The organism is Treponema sp. R80B11-R83G3, assembly GCF_054786115.1.
The window spans coordinates 16,836-35,808 of the sequence record NZ_BDHF01000003.1; the positions used below are offsets into that span (position 1 = coordinate 16,836).

20 protein-coding genes and 1 tRNA gene are annotated in these 18,973 nt (G+C 42.4%); 8 read left to right on the forward strand and 13 right to left on the reverse strand.

The features are described from left to right. Nucleotides 1–19 precede the first annotated feature (19 nt). Nucleotides 20–91: transfer RNA gene (locus tag ACYVRH_RS00760), tRNA-Glu, on the forward strand. A 1-nt stretch (nt 92) separates the two neighbouring features. On the opposite strand, the gene ACYVRH_RS00765 is transcribed toward ACYVRH_RS00760, so the two are convergent. Genes ACYVRH_RS00765 through ACYVRH_RS00775 form a run of 3 tightly spaced genes read right to left on the reverse strand, consistent with a single transcriptional unit; the run spans nt 93 to nt 2,018 of the window. Further along, nucleotides 93–623 (reverse strand): adenine phosphoribosyltransferase, encoded by a 531-nt coding sequence (locus ACYVRH_RS00765; protein ID WP_461255023.1) that lies wholly within the window; start codon nt 621–623, stop codon nt 93–95. Then, nucleotides 623–1,009 (reverse strand): hypothetical protein, encoded by a 387-nt coding sequence (locus ACYVRH_RS00770; protein ID WP_461255024.1) that lies wholly within the window; start codon nt 1,007–1,009, stop codon nt 623–625. The genes ACYVRH_RS00765 and ACYVRH_RS00770 overlap by 1 nt, the downstream gene beginning before the upstream one ends. 34 nt (nt 1,010–1,043) lie before the next feature. After that, complete coding sequence (locus ACYVRH_RS00775; protein ID WP_461255025.1) at nt 1,044–2,018, reverse strand: hypothetical protein; 975 nt, start codon at nt 2,016–2,018, stop codon at nt 1,044–1,046. 67 nt (nt 2,019–2,085) lie between these two features. Here ACYVRH_RS00775 and mfd point away from each other — a divergent pair, with 67 nt between their 5' ends. Continuing rightward, nucleotides 2,086–5,511 carry a transcription-repair coupling factor gene (mfd, locus tag ACYVRH_RS00780; RefSeq protein ID WP_461255026.1) on the forward strand — a complete coding sequence of 1,142 codons (3,426 nt, stop codon included), beginning with the start codon at nt 2,086–2,088 and terminating at the stop codon, nt 5,509–5,511. Between the two features lie 60 nt (nt 5,512–5,571). Here mfd and ACYVRH_RS00785 read toward each other — a convergent pair whose 3' ends face one another. Continuing rightward, nucleotides 5,572–6,699 (reverse strand): N-acetylneuraminate synthase family protein, encoded by a 1,128-nt coding sequence (locus ACYVRH_RS00785; RefSeq protein WP_461255027.1) that lies wholly within the window; start codon nt 6,697–6,699, stop codon nt 5,572–5,574. A 65-nt stretch (nt 6,700–6,764) separates the two neighbouring features. Between ACYVRH_RS00785 and ACYVRH_RS00790 the strand changes: the two genes are divergently transcribed. From ACYVRH_RS00790 to ruvC, 3 genes are read left to right on the forward strand one after another with little or no spacing between them, the layout of a single operon-like run. Then, nucleotides 6,765–6,989, forward strand: coding sequence for a hypothetical protein (locus tag ACYVRH_RS00790; RefSeq protein WP_461255028.1), 225 nt, complete (start codon nt 6,765–6,767; stop codon nt 6,987–6,989). 41 nt (nt 6,990–7,030) lie between these two features. Further along, nucleotides 7,031–7,771, forward strand: a complete 741-nt coding sequence (locus ACYVRH_RS00795) for a YebC/PmpR family DNA-binding transcriptional regulator (RefSeq protein WP_461255029.1) — start codon at nt 7,031–7,033, stop codon at nt 7,769–7,771. Beyond that, complete coding sequence (gene ruvC / locus ACYVRH_RS00800; RefSeq protein ID WP_461255030.1) at nt 7,758–8,282, forward strand: crossover junction endodeoxyribonuclease RuvC; 525 nt, start codon at nt 7,758–7,760, stop codon at nt 8,280–8,282. The genes ACYVRH_RS00795 and ruvC overlap by 14 nt, the downstream gene beginning before the upstream one ends. On the opposite strand, the gene ACYVRH_RS00805 is transcribed toward ruvC, so the two are convergent. Beyond that, complete coding sequence (locus ACYVRH_RS00805; protein WP_461255031.1) at nt 8,263–8,679, reverse strand: PIN domain-containing protein; 417 nt, start codon at nt 8,677–8,679, stop codon at nt 8,263–8,265. The two genes, ruvC and ACYVRH_RS00805, sit on opposite strands and share 20 nt — an antisense overlap. Then, a complete protein-coding gene (locus tag ACYVRH_RS00810) occupies nt 8,676–8,945 on the reverse strand; it encodes a type II toxin-antitoxin system Phd/YefM family antitoxin (protein WP_461255032.1) in 270 nt (89 codons plus the stop codon). Before ACYVRH_RS00810 ends, ACYVRH_RS00805 begins: the two co-directional genes overlap by 4 nt. A 108-nt stretch (nt 8,946–9,053) precedes the next feature. Between ACYVRH_RS00810 and ruvA the strand changes: the two genes are divergently transcribed. The 3 genes from ruvA to queA are packed head-to-tail and all read left to right on the forward strand — an operon-like array spanning nt 9,054 to nt 11,735. After that, nucleotides 9,054–9,641: a Holliday junction branch migration protein RuvA gene (gene ruvA / locus ACYVRH_RS00815; protein WP_461255033.1), complete on the forward strand. Its 588-nt coding sequence runs from the start codon at nt 9,054–9,056 to the stop codon at nt 9,639–9,641. A gap of 1 nt (nt 9,642) precedes the next feature. Beyond that, nucleotides 9,643–10,668 carry a Holliday junction branch migration DNA helicase RuvB gene (gene ruvB, locus ACYVRH_RS00820; protein ID WP_461255034.1) on the forward strand — a complete coding sequence of 342 codons (1,026 nt, stop codon included), beginning with the start codon at nt 9,643–9,645 and terminating at the stop codon, nt 10,666–10,668. Then, the gene (gene queA, locus ACYVRH_RS00825; RefSeq protein WP_461255035.1) at nt 10,668–11,735 is read left to right on the forward strand and encodes a tRNA preQ1(34) S-adenosylmethionine ribosyltransferase-isomerase QueA; all 1,068 of its coding nucleotides are present in this window, start codon (nt 10,668–10,670) and stop codon (nt 11,733–11,735) included. Before ruvB ends, queA begins: the two co-directional genes overlap by 1 nt. A 173-nt stretch (nt 11,736–11,908) precedes the next feature. On the opposite strand, the gene ACYVRH_RS00830 is transcribed toward queA, so the two are convergent. The 7 genes from ACYVRH_RS00830 to ACYVRH_RS00860 are packed head-to-tail and all read right to left on the reverse strand — an operon-like array spanning nt 11,909 to nt 18,960. Continuing rightward, nucleotides 11,909–12,502, reverse strand: a complete 594-nt coding sequence (locus ACYVRH_RS00830; RefSeq protein ID WP_461255036.1) for an energy transducer TonB — start codon at nt 12,500–12,502, stop codon at nt 11,909–11,911. Continuing rightward, a complete protein-coding gene (locus ACYVRH_RS00835; RefSeq protein ID WP_461255037.1) occupies nt 12,495–12,896 on the reverse strand; it encodes an ExbD/TolR family protein in 402 nt (133 codons plus the stop codon). Before ACYVRH_RS00835 ends, ACYVRH_RS00830 begins: the two co-directional genes overlap by 8 nt. Then, nucleotides 12,896–13,297, reverse strand: a complete 402-nt coding sequence (locus ACYVRH_RS00840; RefSeq protein WP_461255038.1) for an ExbD/TolR family protein — start codon at nt 13,295–13,297, stop codon at nt 12,896–12,898. Before ACYVRH_RS00840 ends, ACYVRH_RS00835 begins: the two co-directional genes overlap by 1 nt. Before the next feature lie 8 nt (nt 13,298–13,305). Continuing rightward, nucleotides 13,306–13,962: a MotA/TolQ/ExbB proton channel family protein gene (locus ACYVRH_RS00845; protein ID WP_461255039.1), complete on the reverse strand. Its 657-nt coding sequence runs from the start codon at nt 13,960–13,962 to the stop codon at nt 13,306–13,308. Nucleotides 13,963–13,970: 8 nt separating this feature from the next. Beyond that, a complete protein-coding gene (locus ACYVRH_RS00850; RefSeq protein WP_461255040.1) occupies nt 13,971–14,810 on the reverse strand; it encodes a hypothetical protein in 840 nt (279 codons plus the stop codon). An 8-nt stretch (nt 14,811–14,818) separates the two neighbouring features. Further along, the gene (locus ACYVRH_RS00855; protein WP_461255041.1) at nt 14,819–17,422 is read right to left on the reverse strand and encodes a TonB-dependent receptor plug domain-containing protein; all 2,604 of its coding nucleotides are present in this window, start codon (nt 17,420–17,422) and stop codon (nt 14,819–14,821) included. Further along, nucleotides 17,419–18,960 (reverse strand): methyl-accepting chemotaxis protein, encoded by a 1,542-nt coding sequence (locus ACYVRH_RS00860; RefSeq protein WP_461255042.1) that lies wholly within the window; start codon nt 18,958–18,960, stop codon nt 17,419–17,421. Before ACYVRH_RS00860 ends, ACYVRH_RS00855 begins: the two co-directional genes overlap by 4 nt. Between the last annotated feature and the right edge of the window lie 13 nt (nt 18,961–18,973).

An 18,973-nucleotide genomic window follows, 5' to 3' on the forward strand; every position in this document is an offset into this window, starting at 1 on the left:
AATGGCTATATTTAATTGAGGCCCCTTCGTCTATCGGTTAGGACATGAGATTCTCAATCTTAAAAGAGGAGTTCGATTCTCCTAGGGGCTAATTACTCAACGTTATAATTTATCAATGTAGTAACAGGAGTGGGAGAGAGTATTTTGCCGTAATTGAGGAAGGGCAGGCCTACAATGCCGAAAATTTCCGGTACTATCGCGCCGCCTTCGATTAACAGGGAGCGGGCGGCGTTTAATGTGCCGCCTGTAGCGATAAGATCATCGGTAAGAAGTATGCGCTTTCCCTTTGGAACGTCGGCGGCATGAACTTCAATCTCGGCTTGGGCGTACTCAAGATCGTATTTTTTAGAGAGGGTAACGCCGGGAAGTTTGCCTTTTTTGCGGATTGGTATTACGGGGATGCTGTTGTGATACGCGTAAGCCGCGGCAAATAAAAAACCTCTTGCCTCTATCGCGGCTATCGCGTCAATGGTGTGCCCTGTGTAAATTTCAGTCATTTTGTCGATACAGTACTTAAAAGCTTTGGGAGTGGCAAGAATGCTTGTTATGTCATAAAAAAGAATGCCTTTTTTTGGGAAATCGGGAACCTTTCTAATATAGTCGTCAAGATTAAAATCGGACATTATTTTATCAATCCTTTAACCCATTTATCCATGTCAGACTGCTGGTAGCCGCCGTCTGTGGAAAGCATGGTTTCGCCCAAAGCGGCTTCGCAATCTTTTAAAATGCCACTGAGGTATTTTAGCGATTTTTGATTTATTGAAAAAATACCGCATTTTCTTCCCGCGAGATTGATATGAGAGAGCATCTCTTCAAGATAGGCAAACGATGATGGAGACGGTTTTTCACAGCCAATAAAAAATATATCGGCTGGGAGTAAATCGGTTCCCTCAAATTTATCCGCGTTTCTGATTTTTACGTCAAAACCGGCAAGGGCGGTTTTAATCGGCTCCGCTAATGAATTAATTGATTCAGTTCCATCGGTTATAATTAATGCTTTTTTGCTCACTGTCTTATCATCCTATAATATTTTTATTTAAGTGTCAATCGTTACTTGTGGTTCCCATTTTTTGAACCGAGTAATTTACAATACTCCAGAAATTGTCTTCTTTCTCAAGATAGTACGTGTATTCCCTTAATTCCGTGTAATTTGGGAACCTGTACCGTTGGAGGACTACGACGGTTCCCTCATCATTGTTATATTGGGTTTTTAAAATGTCAAAAGAAGTGGGAACAACCACAATATCCCCGTCAATTACCGCATTTTGAAGGTTTTGCCTGTAAGCGATAATCATCCGCCGTCTGCCTTCCTCGTTTTCCGCATTGTATTTCCGGCTTTGAACAGGGTCTTTTTTAAGCATGGCTTCAAGGTCGAGGTATAAAAAGAATTTTTCCCATTGTGAAGTCTGGCGGGCGTTAATCATATAGGCGACAACCTCATCGGGGGGGATTCTCTGCCTTACAAGAACCGCGCCTGTGGCGATGTCCATTTCAACCGGAATGCCGTCCGGACCTTTAATTTGGGCAGGACGCAGGGTCAGGCTGAGGTAGTTTGTTTCGACAGCTTGAGCTACGGTTGATTTGATAAGTTCCGGGTATATCTTTGCCTTGACCCTGAAAGAGCCGGTCTGCCCAAAATTGATATAATCGCAAAGATTCTCTACAAAAGAGAACGATTCGCCGCATTCAATCGCCACTTCGCGGAAAAAAACCTGCCCGGTTACAGTCCGTTTTCTTATTAACGAATCAGCCTGTTGTAAAGGGCGGTTGGACATCGTTCTTATGTCAAAATCAACGGAAAACGCCCTGTCATCGGCAAGCTTAAAACGGTATGGGGACGGGCTGTTATTGGTAATGATTATTTGAACGAAAATCGGATCTGTTTGAGCATAGTAAACGCGCCTGTCATAAAAACGGATGCTAAAATCCACCGTGCCGGGCGATTCAAGAGCGTAAATGTTGGAAAGGCTTGTTAATACCAAAAAGCTCAATATCCCAAACCGGATTAATTTTTTCATTATAACTCCCTTGTTTTTGGTGTTCACATTAAACACACTTCTATATTATAGTAATCGGTAGATTTCTATGAATACCTTATCATTTCCTGAACTTTTACAAAAGACAGGCGTATGCCGCAGTATTTCAACCCTTTTTGCCGCCGTAAAAGAGGGGAAATTCCCAATAGATATTGAGGGCTGCGAAGGCTCGCTAAATTCCCTGTTAATCGCCCAAATTTACAAGATTTTAGGAGGAAATATTTTTGTCATTGTCCCGCACGAGGACGCGGCTGACGGCCTTTTGGCGGATTTGGCTAATTCAGGCTTGCCTTGCGTTAAATTTCCATGGTGGGGAAACGCGCCATACAGGGAATTGTCCCCGCTTGCCCTAGTCTTTAGGGAAAGGGCAAAAGTTTTAACGGACATGGCTCTTAAAAAAGAGGGTATTGTCATTATCCCGCAAAGGGCGCTGCTTAACCCTGTCCCTCCTGAAAGCTATATAAAAAAACAGGTAATTTCCCTTAAAACGGATTGTAAAATTGATACCCCCGCTCTTTCAAAAACGCTTGTCACCTACGGGTACACGCGGGTTCCTCGCGTGCAGGTTCAGGGAGAGTTCGCCCTTCGCGGGGAAGTGCTTGATATTTTCATGGGCGGCGACGAAGACGCGTATCGGGTTCTTTTTGACTTTGACAAAGTGGAGACAATTAAAAATTTTGACCCTTTAATGCAGGGTACGGGTAATTTAAAGTTGCCGGAGTTGATTATCCGCCCCATGAAAGAAGTTATCTGGACTGATGACAGAATTGAGGCGCTGAAAAAAAACCTGTCTGCCTGTAAGGAATTTTCAGACGGTGGAAAGTCCGTTATTGAAAGCCTGATTTCCACTCAGAGCGTAAAGGGCGAAGAAATGTTTTTTTCACTTGCCTTTGAAAAACCAAGCTGTCTGCTTGATTATATTGGGCAAAAGAGCGCGTTATTTTTAATAGACAGGGAACGGCTTGAAAATACCCATGAAAACCTTGTGCGCGAATACCACGGTTTGTATTCAAGAGCGGTAAGGGAAAAATGCGAATACCCGCTTCCTGAGAAACTGCTTTTTAATTTTAATGAAATGCTCAATGAATACGCTTCTTCCGTTTCCCGCATGATCTCATTCAGATCGATTAAGGGGGAGGCGAAAAAGGGAGCCTGCCACATTGAGTTAAGTTGTGAACCGGCGCGCAGTTTTTTTGGCAACATCAATTATCTAAAAGAAGAGTTTGCCTCCCTGCTTGGAAGCGGCTGGCAAATCGCAGTCGCAGCCGAATCGCAGGTGCAGGCCGACCGCATAAAAGCGCTGCTTGAACCGCATAAATCATTGTCTATTATGGCGGTTCCCCTTACCGCCGGTTTCTGCCTGCCTGACATTAAATTTATGCTGGTGCAGGAAAATGAGATATTTGGCAGAAGAAAGCTTCCTCCCCGTTCTTTAAAAACCGCGCGTTCAAGCCCGATAGACACATTTTTGGAAATTAATCCCGGCGATTACATTGTTCATGTAAACCACGGCATCGGCCTATTTAAGGGTATCGAAAGATTATCCTCAGGCGGAAATGAAAGAGACTATATAAAAATTGAATACGCTGACGAGGAGACCGTTTTTATCCCGGTGGAACAGCTTAACCTTGTACAGCGGTATATCGGAAATGACGGCTTGCAATCGCCGCGCCTTGACAAGCTCGGCTCTAAGAGCTGGGAAAATAGAAAAGGAAAGGTAAAAAAATCCGTAGAGGACATTGCGCAAAAACTGATAGAACTCTATTCAAAACGGAAGCGGGCGCAGGGGTTCGCCTTCCCCAAAGACAGCGAGTGGCAGACAATGTTTGAAGCCGCCTTCCCGTTTGACGAGACTGAAGATCAGCTTCGCTGTATTCAGGAGATAAAGCAGGATATGGAGAGCGTCTCGCCCATGGACAGGCTTGTCTTCGGCGACGGTGGCTTTGGCAAAAAGGAAGTCGCCCTTCGCGCCTGTTTTAAGGCGATTATGGGCGGGAAACAGGCGGCTTTCCTTGCCCCCACGACAATTCTTGTAGAACAGCACTATGAAAACTTTGAAGAAAGATTTTCGCGCTTCCCCGTAAAAGTCGCTATGCTTTCACGGTTTGTAGACGGAAAAAAAACGCGAATAATTCTTGAACAGTTAAAAAAAGGCGAGATTGATTTATTGATAGGCACTCACAGGATTATTCAACGCGACGTGCAATTTAAAAATCTAGGCTTAATTGTCATTGACGAAGAACAGCGTTTTGGCGTTAAAGACAAAGAACGCTTAAAGGAACTAAAAACAAACGTGGACTGCCTGACTCTTACCGCGACGCCCATTCCCCGCACGCTTCACATGAGCCTTGTAAAAATTAGGGACATGAGCCTTTTGGCTACCGCTCCCGGAGGCAGGCACCCGATAGAGACGTTTGTCGAAGAATACGATGATCATTTAATAGCGCAGGCAGTCCGCAGAGAAGTTGAGAGGGGAGGGCAGGTATTTTTCCTGCACAACCGAATTGAAACGTTAAAAGACATCCGCATTAAACTGGAACATTTAATGCCTGAAATAATGATTGAAACAGCGCATGGGCAGATGGACGCGCAGGAACTTGAAGACGTTATGCGCCGTTTTATTCACGGCGGTTTTCATGTTCTTGTATCGACTACGATTATCGAGAACGGCATTGATATTCCAAATGTCAACACGATTATCATAGACCGCGCCGATATGTACGGCGTGTCGCAGTTATACCAGCTTAGGGGAAGGGTAGGCAGGTCTGACCGCGTGGCATACGCGTATCTTTTCTACCCCGATCAAAAGTCCCTCTCGGAAATAGCCATGAAGCGTTTACAGACAATTTCCGATTTTACGGAACTTGGCTCCGGTTTTAAAATTGCTATGAAAGACATGGAAATCCGGGGGGCGGGAAATCTTTTGGGCAGGGAACAGTCGGGAGATATTTATTCAGTCGGGTTTGATTTGTACGTGAAGCTTTTAGACGAGGCGGTAAAGCGTCTTGAAGACTCTAATTATGAAGCTGAAACTGAAACCTTGCTTGAGCTTGAATATACGGGCTTTATCCCCGATTCGTACATTGATTCTTCCCAGCAGAAAATGGAAGTTTATAAAATGATAGCCGCAATACGCGACAAAGAAGATTTAGATCGCGTATACTCAGAGTTACTCGACCGCTTTGGCCCGTTACCCGATGAAGCCGCGTCCCTGCTTGCCCTTGCTGAAATTAGGATTATATGCAGACAACTGACGGTATCTTCGCTAAAAGAGAGAGGCGGAGTTGTGCGGATAGAGTTCGCTAAAGTAGCGCGCGTAAAAGTGGAAAGGCTTGTGCGCTTAATGCAGCAATCCGCCGGTAAAATAAAACTTGACCCAAAATGCGCGAACGCGATATTGCTTATAACAGGCAGTATAGGCTTAAAAGAAAAAAGCGAATTTATCCGCGAAAAACTGTCGTCTCTTGCAGGGTAAACGGCGCATAATAGCTCTGTGGCAAAGAATCAAAAAATTAATAATATGACAATAAGAAGTTTAAATATCCTCAAAACGTATCCCTTCGCCTGAGGGAATAAAATTCCTTACAGTTCGTCCTTTAATGGCTTTTTCCCAGCATGGCTCAAGCCCTGGACGCAGGAGTTTTTCAGTCCTTAAACACGCATAATCGCCCTCTTTCAATATTTCTCCAGCCGCAATATCCCTAAGCGCGTGAATGGAACGGTTAGTAAGGCGGTAATTGGCTTTTTCAGAAGGGGCAAGCTCTTTAACGCCGCTTCCTAAAATTTGGCTTATAAAGTCTTCACCGCGTTCACGGCTGTAGTAAGCGATTGTCTCTTTCACGCCGGCTTCGGCGGCGCGGCGGATGGCGCGTGCCATTCGTGAAAACTCTTCAGGCGGTTGGGCGATTGGATCGTCAAGGCCGCCGTCTGTCTTGGAAAGGCAGAAGTGCTTTTCTATCACAACAGCGCCCATAGCCACAGCCAGAGCGGGAACAAGCTCCGGATCTGAACTGTGGTCGCTCACCCCGACAGAAACGCCAAAAATAGCCGAGAGATTTGGAAGAACCTTTAAATTATAGTCGGTTTCAGGCGCAGGATAGGAGGTTACGCAATGTAAAAGGCAAATCGAAGTCTTTTTACGTAATTCTCCAAATGCTTCCACCGCATTTTCAATGTCAGACAGCCGTGAAACACCCGAGGAAAGCAAAATTGGCAGCCCCCAACCGGCAATTTCCTCCAGTAAACCGATAAAATTCAACTCAGGAGAGGCAATTTTTACTATTTTGGGTTGCATTTCCTTTAAAATTTTCGCGCTTTTCAGGCCAAATGGGGTACAAAGGAACAAAAGCCCCTTTGATTCCGCGTATTCTTTGATTTCCGCGTAAAATTCTACAGGCGCTTCAAGAGATTTAAATTGGTCATAAAGCCTGATTTTACCCCCCGGAAGCGGCACTTCCCCTGTATTTTTGTGCAGAATTTCATCGGCATAGACCATTTGGACTTTTATACACCCTGCTCCTGAGACAGAAGCGGCATCAATCAACAATTTTGCTTTTTTAATATCGCCATTATGGGATGTGCCCAATTCGGCGATAATAAGCGGGTTTTTGGAGCAATATACAGACTCCCCAATTATTAACAAATTTTTTTCATTTTCATTCATATAAGTACTCGACACATTTTAAAATTTTTTGTATACTATAACAAGATAATAAATTAGGAGGCTTTATGCAGAGCGTTTATTGTGATGTTTGTAAGAAAAAAGTGGATGATCCGATGACGGGCAGGACATTCTTCTATTATGCGGATTATAGCGTTTGCGAAGCATGTAAGGATACTTTGGAACTTCAAATTAAAAACCAGATAAGGGCAAAAGACCCTTATGAGACTGACTGGTATGAAAAATATGTAGATGATATTTTTTCAAAAGCAGTTCAAAAAGGAAAAGCCTGATAAAAAGGCAACGTTTTATTCTACTAAAATAAGGAGTTACCATGTCGGGCCACAGCAAATGGGCGACGATTAAGCACGCAAAAGGAGCCGCAGACGCAAAACGCGGCCAGATGTTCACTAAATTAATTAAAGAAATTTCTATTGCCGCCAGAATGGGCGGCGGCAGTCTAGACGGCAATCCAAGGTTAAGGACGGCCGTTCTAAAAGCCAGAGCCGCTAATATGCCAAAAGATAACATCGACAGGGCGGTGAAAAAAGGCACAGGAGAGCTTGAAGGCGTAAACTATGAAGAGCTTGTTTACGAAGCCTATGCTCCAGGCGGAGTCGCTATTTTTATCGAAGTTCTTACAGATAATAAAAACCGCGCCGCAGCCGACATCCGTAATATTTTGACGCGGGCCGGCGGCCAACTTGCCACTTCCGGCTCTGTTTCCAGACTTTTTAAACGGCATGGCGTAATTACCATGGACGGAGAAAAATACACTGAAGACGATGTAATGGAAGTGGCTATTGAAGGCGGAGCGGAAGACGTTTCAGCGCAGGATGGCATTGTCGAAGTAACTACCGCGCCCGAGGATTTTGAAAATGTATTGAACGCGCTACAGGCTAAAAATTTTGAAACTATGAGCGCGGAAGTAAGCATGGTCGCCGAGGCGGAAGTTTCATTGGATAATGACGGGACGGCTAAAGCGCTCAAGTTAATTGACAAGCTTGAAGAGAACGATGATGTGCAGAATGTTTATTCAAATATAGCAATCCCCGAAGGGTTTGACGCTGGCTAAACCAAAACCGCAAGAAGGCGAATTTTGCAGAATCATAGGAATTGACCCCGGTCTTGCAAGCACAGGCTGGGGCGTTCTTGATTCCGTTGACGGAAAAATAAAATATTTAGATCACGGCGTTATTTTAACAAAAGCGGACACTCCAAGAGCGGATCGCCTTTTTTTTATTTTACAATGTATACGCAATTTATTAAAAAAATTTAAACCGCAGGAAGCGGCGATAGAAACCCTGTATTTTGGCAAGAACGTCTCAAGCGCCATTCCGGTAGCCGAAGCCAGGGGGGTAATATCTGCGGCAATAGCGGAAAAAGGCATTTATCTTCATGAGTTTACACCTAACGCGATAAAGCAGGGGGTAACCGGAGTAATCGCGGCGGATAAAAAACAAGTGCAGGAAATGGTCAGGCTTATTTTGGGACTGGAGAAAATCCCGAGACCCGACCACGCCGCAGACGCTCTGGGAGCCGCTATTTGCGCGGTAAACAACACTCTTAAAACTCCCAAGGGTTAAGTAAATTTATCCCTTCGATGTCTTCAAAATCTTTTGTGTTCCTTGTAACGAGAAACATATGGTGAACAATAGCGGTAGCGGCGATTAATGAATCGGCGACCGGCAATGTCCTTTTTATATCCGCTCTTATTTTTCCCCATTCCAGCATTACTTCGGCATCAAATGTAATGATACGTTCGTCAAACCACTGCGGTAATTCCGCGTATAGCCAAATAGAAAGCTCGTGCTTCTTTTTGCCGTAAGGGAGTTTTTCTATACCGTAACATAACTCCCCTAAGGTAATTGCCGGTATGTACAAGTCATCCCATGGAAGCGTATCCATAAAAGATTTGACATTTTCGCTGCAATTTGATTTTTGCATTTCGGATATTACATTGGTATCCAGAAGGTATTTCACAGGACAACCTCTCTTGTTTTTTCCACAAGGCGCGGCGGTAATTCCAGTTCTATGTCGCGCAGTGGGGAATTCTGGATAAATTCAAAGAGCGTCTGTTTTGGGCTTGATAATTTTTTGTATTCTTCATAAGAAAGAATAACCGCCGTTTCCTTGCCCCGAACCGTGATAATTTGAGGTAAAAATTCCGCCTCTTTAACAACTTCACTAAACATGGCTTTTGCCTCCTGTAATTGCCATTTGGCTTTTTCTTTTGTCTTTACATTCATTTTTATATCCTTATATAGTATAGTCTGTCTAGTCAGACTATACTATATTTTACTGCTTCTGTCAAGTGAATTCTTCTTTTTTTTTCCAAAAAATGATATGCTCATCCTATGTTTAACAGTATCTATGGTATTGTCAGCGGGAAGGGTAGCGAAGCGGTTTTTATCCTTTCAGGCGATATTGAGTGGGAAATTGCCATGCCAATAAATGATATGCAAACTCTGTTACTGAACGGCGAATGTCGGGTTTTTACATGGCTGTACCACAGGGATGATCAAATGAAGCTTTTTGGTTTTTGTAATGAAAACCGGCGGAATACGTTTTTAGAACTGATAAAAGTCGAAGGCATAGGCCCCAAGGGCGCGATAAAAATAATGGGCGGAATAAGTCAGGACGACCTTGAAAAGGCGCTTGAAAGCGGAGACCTTGCGCGGCTTGAAGCCGTCCCCGGGCTTGGCAAGAAGACGGCGCAAAAAATGCTGCTTTCGTTAAAAGGGAAACTTGTTCAAATGCAGCCGATTGACATTGTTTCTCCCTACAATGAGCTTGTTGAGGCGCTTGTCGGCATGGGCTATGACAGAAGGCAGGCGGCGCAGGCTTTGGCTAAAGCGGAGAAATCCGTAACTTCTGATTTGCCCGCCGCTGAAAAAGAAAAATTGATATTTAAAGAAGCGGTATTATCTTTAAGCGGCGCGTAAAATGAAAGAAAAAAGCCCCGTAAGGCCTGAATTGATTATTGAAGACGCGCAGGACATGGCTCTTCGTCCCCGCAATCTGAAAGAATTTTTAGGGCAAAAGGGAATGAAGGAAAATTTATCAGTCTTTATTTCCGCCGCGAAGGAACGCGGGGACAGCCTAGATCATCTTTTTTTAATCGGGCCTGCGGGGCTTGGCAAGACTACAATGGCGCAGGTTGTGGCAAATGAGATGGGAACCGGTTTTGTTCAAACTACGGCTCCCGCGCTTGAAAAACCAAAAGACCTTGTAGGCTTTTTAACTAATTTAAAAAAAGGCGACGTGTTTTTTATTGACGAAATACACAGTCTTAAGCCCGCCATAGAAGAACTTCTTTACATAGCGATGGAAGATTACGGAATTGACTGGGTTATAGGGCAGGGGCCAAACGCAAGGACAATGCGAATTGCGATTAAGCCGTTTACGCTTGTGGGAGCTACGACAAAGGCGGGCGTTGTTTCAAGTCCTCTGATAAGCAGGTTTGGCATTACCTGCCGTTTTTCATTTTATGAACAGCAGGATTTGGAAGCCATTGTCCGCCGTTCAGCAGGTCTTTTAAAAGTAAAAATTGATAACGATGCCGCATCCCTTCTTGCGAAATCTTCAAGGGGCACTCCGCGTGTGGTGAATCAACTTTTAAAGCGTATGAGGGATTTTGCCCAATATGCGGGAGAGCCTTCCATTACATTGGCTGTTGTTCACAACGGCCTGTCGCGTCTTGAAATAGACGAACTTGGCCTTGAAAAACAAGATCGGGAAATCCTAAAAATAATTATTGAACGTTATAATGGCGGCCCTGTTGGGGCGGACACCCTTGCTATTTCAATTGGAGAATCCGTTGAAACTCTGGAAGATTACTATGAGCCGTTTTTAATACAGGCCGGCCTTATACAGCGCACTCCGAGGGGAAGGGTAGTAACAAATTTCGCCTATGGCCACCTTGGATTAGCGCCTAACAATGCAGTAAATAATGAAGGTTCTCTTTTTTAATGAAAAAAAGCGATTTTAATTTTTATCTTCCGGAAAATTTAATCGCGCAATACCCTGTCGAAAAGCGCGGGCAGAGCAAGTTAATGACGCTTGATCGCCTATCTGGCGCGCGCGCGCATACGGAAGTATGTCAATTGCCGGATATTCTATGCGGCAGAAAATTCTTAAGCGCCGGCGGCGAAAAGCCGCTTTTAGTTTTTAACGACACAAAAGTACGCAAGGCGCGTCTTTACGCTATTAACGAGAGAACCGGCGCAAAACTTGAGTTTCTGCTTTTAGACGACGTTAATAGTGACGGCCTATTATGGAAAGTTATGGCAAAACGCGCGCGCCGAAAACGGATAGGAGACGTTTATTTGTTTCCTGCGGACGTTCAGGAGCGGATAAAGGCCGTTATTAGCGGTTTTGAAGACGAATATATTCTTTTAAAATTTGAAAACCCCATAAACGACGCGTGGCTTGAAAAAAACGGCCATGTCCCATTGCCGCCGTATATAAGGAGGGAAGATGTATCATCGGATACTGAGCGTTATCAGACCATTTACGCAAGGCAAACAGGCTCTACGGCGGCTCCTACTGCGGGGCTTCATTTTACAAAGGAAATATTTGACGCTTTTAATTCCCGTGGAATAGAAAGCGTATTTATTACTTTGCATGTAGGATTGGGAACATTCCTTCCCGTCCGTACTGAAAATATTGAAGATCATAAAATGCACAGTGAATGTTTTTATATTGATGATAAGACTGCCGTAAAAATAGAAGAAGCGAAAAAAGCGGGAAGAAAAATTATCGCGGTGGGAACCACAAGCGTTAGAACTCTGGAAAGCGCGTGGCTGCCTGATGGAAAACTTAAACGGGGAGAAAACAAAACTTCAATTTTTATTTACCCGGGTTATAAATTTAAAGTAGTGGACGCTATTTTTACAAATTTTCACACCCCCGAATCAACATTACTGATGTTAGTCTCAGCCTTCGCCGGCAGAGAATTGATCCTTGAAAGCTATGAAGAAGCTATTAGTGAGGGATACCGCTTTTTCAGCTATGGCGACGCTATGTTACTTCACTAATAATAAATTTTTCCCTAATATATTTCACACAAAGAACACGAAGAAAGAGAAGATCACAAAGAGGAATAAGGGGTTGTTGTCCGTTATCTTTTCGTGAAGCTACGAATATAGCCTTCGGACAAGAACCCCTTTCCCCCCTTTGTGATCTTTGTGTGAAGTCTTTGCGTAAAAATTTATTTTATCCTAAAAACCACAGGATAGCGGTAACGGCAGGAGACGGGTTCATCGTTTGCGAAGGCGGGGGTTCCTTTTCTGCCTGTAAACGCCTTGACGGCGGCCTCTCCGAATCCCTTGCCTTCAGGCTCTTCGCGTAAAACGGTTATCTTTTGCACGAAACCCGCGCGATCTACAAATAATTCAAGAACAACCCTGCCTTCGATACCTGAGCGTAAAGCTATGGGAGGATAAATTAAAGCTGATGTAAGGTCTTCTTCGTTAAATATCGGCCTTTTAGAAACTTCATGCATTTTAAGATAATCTTCATAATTTTCTACAGTAACATTTAAAGTTCCCGCAGGGACTACATTTTGAACAGGGGGAATATCGGTTTCTATCATTACTTCGGCTATTTCTTCCACCTGCGGAATTTCAGGCTCCTCAGGCGGAGGAGGGGGAAGCTCGTCAATGTCTGTCAGCTTCATAACCCTGGCGTTTTCTGAAATTTCCTGAATAACCCCACCGGTTTTAAAAACCAGAAAAAATATTACAAGCAAATGTAGCGCGGCGGTAATAATAAAAATAATCAAGCGTAAATATTTTTCATTCATTGGTTTTTACCACAAAGCTAACAACGCGGTATTGGAGAAGCTGCATTATTTCCAATACGTTGTTAATATTTTCATAAGGGGTATTTTTATCCGCGATTATATGCACCCTTGTATCAGGGGCCAATAAATACAGGTTTGTTATCTTTTGCTCAAAAGCGTTACGGTCGGCGGGAGTTCCGTCAAGATAAATATTTCCCTCCAAGTCGATCCATACTTCAAGGTTTCTTTCTTCGGTAGTTCTAAGCGCTTTTTGCGCTTCAGGATATTCTATTTTTACTTCTTTGCGGTAATTAATTAAAGAGACAAGCATAATAAAAACTAAAAGCAGAAATCCTATATCCGACATGGAAGACAGGGGAATATTAAATTGTTTTTTGGGCCGTCTAAAATTCATTAATTATCCTTTTTCATGGAAAACGAAAATGAATCAATTTGTAAGTCTTGGGCAAGTTCCACAAATGACACGACATTTTGCCAATGGGCCTTACTGTCAATTGTTATAATAACCGCTATGTTGGGATTTTCCCTTTGGGCGCTTTGAATTATTGATTTTGCCTTTGGGATAGATAATACTTCCTCGTTATGCAATATTTCCCCTTTTGAATCCATTTCAAAGCGCACCAATTCCTCTTTTAATATCATTCTTGTAGAGTCTTTTGCGGGAAGGTTAATTATAAAGCCTTTGTTTACGTTAAAACCTGCAATAACAAGAAAATATATAATTAAAAGGAAAGCGAGGTCGCTTGCGGCGCTTGATTCAAGAAAGCCGCTTTTTTTACGGCGCGATATGTTCATTTTGCCGTTTACTTTCCCGCAGGCTGGCTGCTTTCCATTTCCGCGATTAAATCCGAACAAACGCCTTCCACTCTTGCGGCAAATTTATCAACGATATGGCTTAAAATGGAGTGCGCGATCATCGCGATGATGGCTATTATAAGCCCGAATACCGTGGTGATAAGCGCTTCATAGATGCCGTTTGCGACAATCTGCGCGTTTACTTCAGTAGCTTCAGCGATTGATTTAAAAGCGCCAATCATTCCCGATACGGTTCCAAGAAAGCCGGTTAACGGGGACAGGGAGCCGAGGGCGGTAAGAAAATCAAAACCGTTTTCAAGGGAATTGATGCAGTTCTTCGCTTCGGTTTCTACGGCGCGTTCGGCGCGGTGTGCTAAAAACGCCTGTTTTGGGCTTACCTGTTTTAAAAGGGTTAAAATAATACGCGCCCCAATTCGCCGTTTTGACAAACCGGAAAGATACTCACATCCCCCGGAGTAATCGTTTGATTTTACATAGTTGGAAACTTTATCGTACAAATCATCAACCCTTAGATCATGATAAAGAATAAAAATAACGCGTTCCATAGAGATTGCGATGACGGCGATAGAAAATAAAAGCAGGGGCCACATAAAAATGCCCCCAAGGTTAAACAGTTCCAATACTGAAAAAGTCTCAGTTTCCATTTCTTACCTCACTTAATTTTATTTAAGATTATTTCTTTTGATAATAATTCTACAATATTTTTCCATTCATATTCCAGATATATCCAACCAATTGCTTCTTCCCAATCGCGCAGTAAAGTGCCTGAGTTTCTTATAGGCCATAATTCTTCAGGAAAAGTCCGCTCCGTGTAACCGGTATTCCATTTTATGCTGTCGGCTTTTTGGAATTGGTCTTCGCCCTGAATCCAGCCGTTTGGCCTTTTTTCCTTTGATACCGTCTCCGGTAAAAGAATTGGCTGCCAAAATCTTTCAAAATCGTCAATTTTCTTCCCTTTTTCATGGCTAGGAGACAACCAATCCGTAAGGGCGAGTATGCGCTCGCGCCTGTTGCGTAATGCCGACAAAGCTTCGTTTCCAGTTAAACGGGTGTCGTACCGCTGAACGCGTCCTTTTGTAATTTTAACAGGCTCAATTTCTTCGATTTTAAGAATTGCAGTATCTTCAAATTTTAAATTCCCCGTACCCGTTAATTCCATTACGTATTCATTCCAGCCATGGACGCTTCCTGAAAGGAATTCAAGCGTTGTAAGAATAAAAACGCCGTCCTCGTCAGGGAATGAACCAAGCAGTTTTATCATGGGGAAATTTTCTAATGTTATTATTATTGATTTTTCCTTATCTTTTTTTTCAACAACAGAGATTTTTATTTCCTGTTGATTTTCTTCTTTGCCTGATGTTTTATAAACGGAAAGAGTTTTAAATTTGAAGGCAGATCCGTCAAGTACTTGTCCTGTTTTTTCCATAATAGAGACGCAGTTAAAAAGAAAAAATGTTGAGATAATTAAAATAAAAATCTTTATAACTTTCATATTTTCCTTTAATAACTGATTTTAAACCCAAATGACGGTATTGGAATAGGTATTTCATAACGCGCCGAATCATTACCTGTGTCAATTTCGCCCGTATAAGAGTTAAAACTTGTATTCCCTTGTGCAGTATATAATAATCCAAGAACATTTTCTATCGCAAAATAAAATTCATATCTTGTTTTTCCGTTCTTATTGCCGCCAAAGAATGAAATCTTTAAATCCATCGGCAGCGATGGGGTAGTGCGGTTATTCTCATCAGTAACTGAAGGCCAAAAGAATTGTTCTATAAAGTAACTTTTATCTCCTTCATAAACTAACACAGGATAGCTTATAGGTCCGTCTCCTTCTCTTTTTGCCAATAGTACGCCTGATGCAATTCCAAAACGCAGATAAATATTAATTCTTTGCGTCGGTTTAATATTTAATATCAAATTAAGATTATGAAATCTGTGATATGACGGGAAATACCAGTCGTTGCCCTGGTTTCCGCCGGATATTCCCGTTCCGCCGGAATTGCCGTTTGGATCGCGGTACTGCGCCCATGTATATGAATAAGAAAGCCAGCCGTCCCAAAACCGGCTTTGAATTTTTTGCAGCATAACATCTATTCCCCATACCCTTCCCTCGCCGTCAAATTGAGGATTAATTGTAACTGAATCATTTCCGGGGCTTACTGGAATATACATTCTGTCAAATACTTTTTTATAGTAACCTTCAATATTTAAAATTATTGATTCGGGGAATTCAAATCTGACGCCAAGGACGGATGTCCAGCTTCTGTTGGGTTTTATGTAATCAATGTTATATTTTTTTTCCGCGTCAAAAACGATGCTGTTTATTGATGAAAAAAGCCCGGTTCCGGCGGAAATGTCAAGCGAGTTTAATATGCCTTTGTTGCGTAAAATATTATAATCTAGATTTATGCGCGGATTTAATACAGGCTCGCTTTGCAATGTAAAACCGTCTCCAAATAACATAAAATGATCAAGGCGGATGCCAAATTCCGCACTAAAACGGTTTTCTTCAGTATTGAATTCTCCAAGCAGATAACCGGAAGTCGTCATAAGTTTATTTTGTGAAACAGGATTATAAAGCATAGGCATTTCAACAAAAAAATTATCTCCTGGATCAAACCCCAAAAAAGCTTTAATATTATTTTTTGCGGTTTCATCAATATTCTTAAAAAGGGTGACATTAGCCGCTCTCTGTTCGCCTTTATTTTCTGAGAATGAAAATAATTCTTGTATTCCAATGGCGGCAAGGAAACTATTTGATAATTTCCAGTCATAATCAATGCGTCCCTGTACGTTGTATTTAGAATCAACCCAAGCTATGATCATGTCTCGAGAATATTGATATTTCTCATCGTCCATGCCTTTAGATTTTAAGAAATTTTTTATAAATTGGGAAAATCCATCAGTAAAATATTTATTATGAATATTGTATGTTATTTTTCCGTCTAAATCTGAACCTTCATATCCCGCGCCTACAATAAATTTTAACAGCATGTCATTATGGGGATTCCATGATAAAGACGACGTTAAAAAGGTTTGATAGTTAACATAATCAAAATTTAAAGACGTATCGCTGTCTAATTTTGGCGTTCTATTTTCATTTAAAAAATTTACGCCTCCCCCGTCCATCCCCAAAAAACCTGTCGCGGTTAAAACAACGTTGTCAGTAAAGCGATAATTACCGTTGATTGTCGCCGATCTGATATAAGGCGCTCTGTCTATATAACTGATTACTTCCAATTCAGGGATTATGACTGACAATTCTTTAGCGGCCCATATTACAGGGTCATAATATGTAACGCGCCCCATAAAAAGTATGCCTCCCTTTCCGTTCAACGGAATAGAAAGGTTAAAATTCGCGGCGCTTGTGTTTAAGCCAAGTTCAAATTCAGTCTCCGTAGGTGAAGGCTCTTTGGACGTTACTTCAAGCAGCCCTGAAATTGTATGCCCGTAACGGGTGGAAAATACGCCGTGGGATAACTGCGCGCTTTTTACCATGCGGGGATCGAAAATTGAAAAGCCGCCGCCCCAGAAGTACGGGTTATTGATATAAAAACCGTCCAAAGACGCGTTCATGTCTCCGGGGTGGCCGCCGCGGATACTTGGCTCGGCGTTAAAAAGCCCTGAGTAACCTACGCCGGGAAGAAGTTTTATAGTGCGCATAACGTCTTCTATTACTCCGATTTCCGCAGTTTGGGTTATTTCTTTCTCGCTTACGGCGACGCTGCGGCCTGTTTTTGATTCGCTTGTTCCGGGTCTTGACGCTTCGACTACAAGTTCACGACCCTGCAAAAATCCTGAAAGGTTTAAAGAGACCGTAAAAGAATTGCCCGTAACGGGAATTGTTATGGCGCTTGTTTCATAGCCCGGATATGCGGCGTAAAGAATTATCTGCCTGTCATCTGGAACAGAAACTCTAGCCTTTCCGTCTTTGCCGCATACGTATTCATTTCCGCCTCTTGCGCGCACTGTCGCGCCTTCTAAGGGAAGCTCCAAGTCTCCGTCAAGCACCAATACGGTAATATCGCGGCAGAAGAGGGGAAGGGCGGAAAGAAAAAACAGCGCCATTATAATAATTTTTTTTAAATTTAATTTCATTCTTTTGACTTATTGTCCGTATCTGATGGAGGCGTTTCTCCTTTTAAAATGGAATCAAGTTTCTGAATCATCCCCGTAAGTTCTTCCGCTGACGAAGTTGCCACCCTTGTTGATTGTATAAAATTTGACAGCCCCTTTGAAATATCAGAGATTGCTATGTTAATTTGTTCAGTTGATTTTTGCTGTTTCTGGGTTGATATTGTAATCGTTTGGGCCTGATTTGCCGTTATTTCCGCGCCTGAACGAATTTCGCGGAAAATGTCTTCAAGTTCTTTGATAAGGTTATTGCCTTCCGTAATTTTATCCGCGCTTTCTTCGCTGGAAATTATTAATGATGAGGAAGAATTCTGTATTTCTTCAACTTGTTCGCGAATTTGCCTTGTAAGGGAGGCGATGTCGTCCGCAAGCCTGTTTACTTCGCTCGCCACGACGGAAAAACGCTTGCCGCGTTCCCCTGCGCTCGCGGCTTCCAACGCTGCGTTAAACGCTATAACTTTTGTTTGATCCGTTATAGTATTTATGTTTTTTACAATATCGCGTATTTTTAATATTTTGTTTCCAAGGTTTATAATGCCCGTAATTACGCCGTCATTCTTTTTCTTAATGTCTTCCAGTTGGTCAACGTTGCGTTCAAGTACGGAAAATCCTTGAATAACGTCGTTTTCCATTTTGGATGCGATGGTGGATACGCTTGCCGTTTTCTCGGATATATCGCCGGCTATTTGGGTGTTTTCGTTTATTGTGCTTTCAATTTCCTGAATGCTTGCGGCCTGATTATTTGCCGTTGTAAAAATATCCTTAGATGAAAAGAATATGTCATTAGTAGATTTTTTTATAACCTTAGCCATTGTACGGGTTTGCTCTACCGTCGCTAAAGCCGCATCGGCGGCTCCAACTTGGGATTCTATCATACCTTTAAATAATGTAAGATGCCTTTTACAAGCCATTCCCGCCGTAGCCCCCGCTATAACCATCCCAATGACGCGGAGCATTTCATTATACAGGGGAAAACTTAAAGGTATTACTTTGTCGTTAAGCGTAAATGAATAAGGCAGATCAAGAACTTTTCCATTAACAACGACTACAATCAGATAACAAACGGCTGAAAAGATGCCGGAAAAGAACGCGCAAGGAACGCTGTACCTGAAAGCGCCGGCCATGATAAGCACGATATAAAAAAGGGCTTGTATGGAAAGAAATGTGATTGGAGGCGATATTTCAGGATAAGTGCAGCCCGCCCAAATGGCGCCGCTGATAAGAAACGAGTCCAAAATTACGCAAATATATTTAAAGTAAGAATGAAGAGTATTTCTTCTTTTTATATAGAAATACAGTAAAATTGAGTAAAGCAAGAAACCTGACGTAAACGTATACGCCCTAAAAGGAAAATGCTCAAGGCCGCTTAATTTCCTTAAAAATGAAACAACAATAATGGATAGAATAAAAATCAGGGCAAGAAAAAATCTGAATTTGTTTATCAGTTTTTCTCCATCGTATTCATCGCGTCTGATTTTTTCATTTAATTCTTTGCTGGTCATGTTATACTCCTTT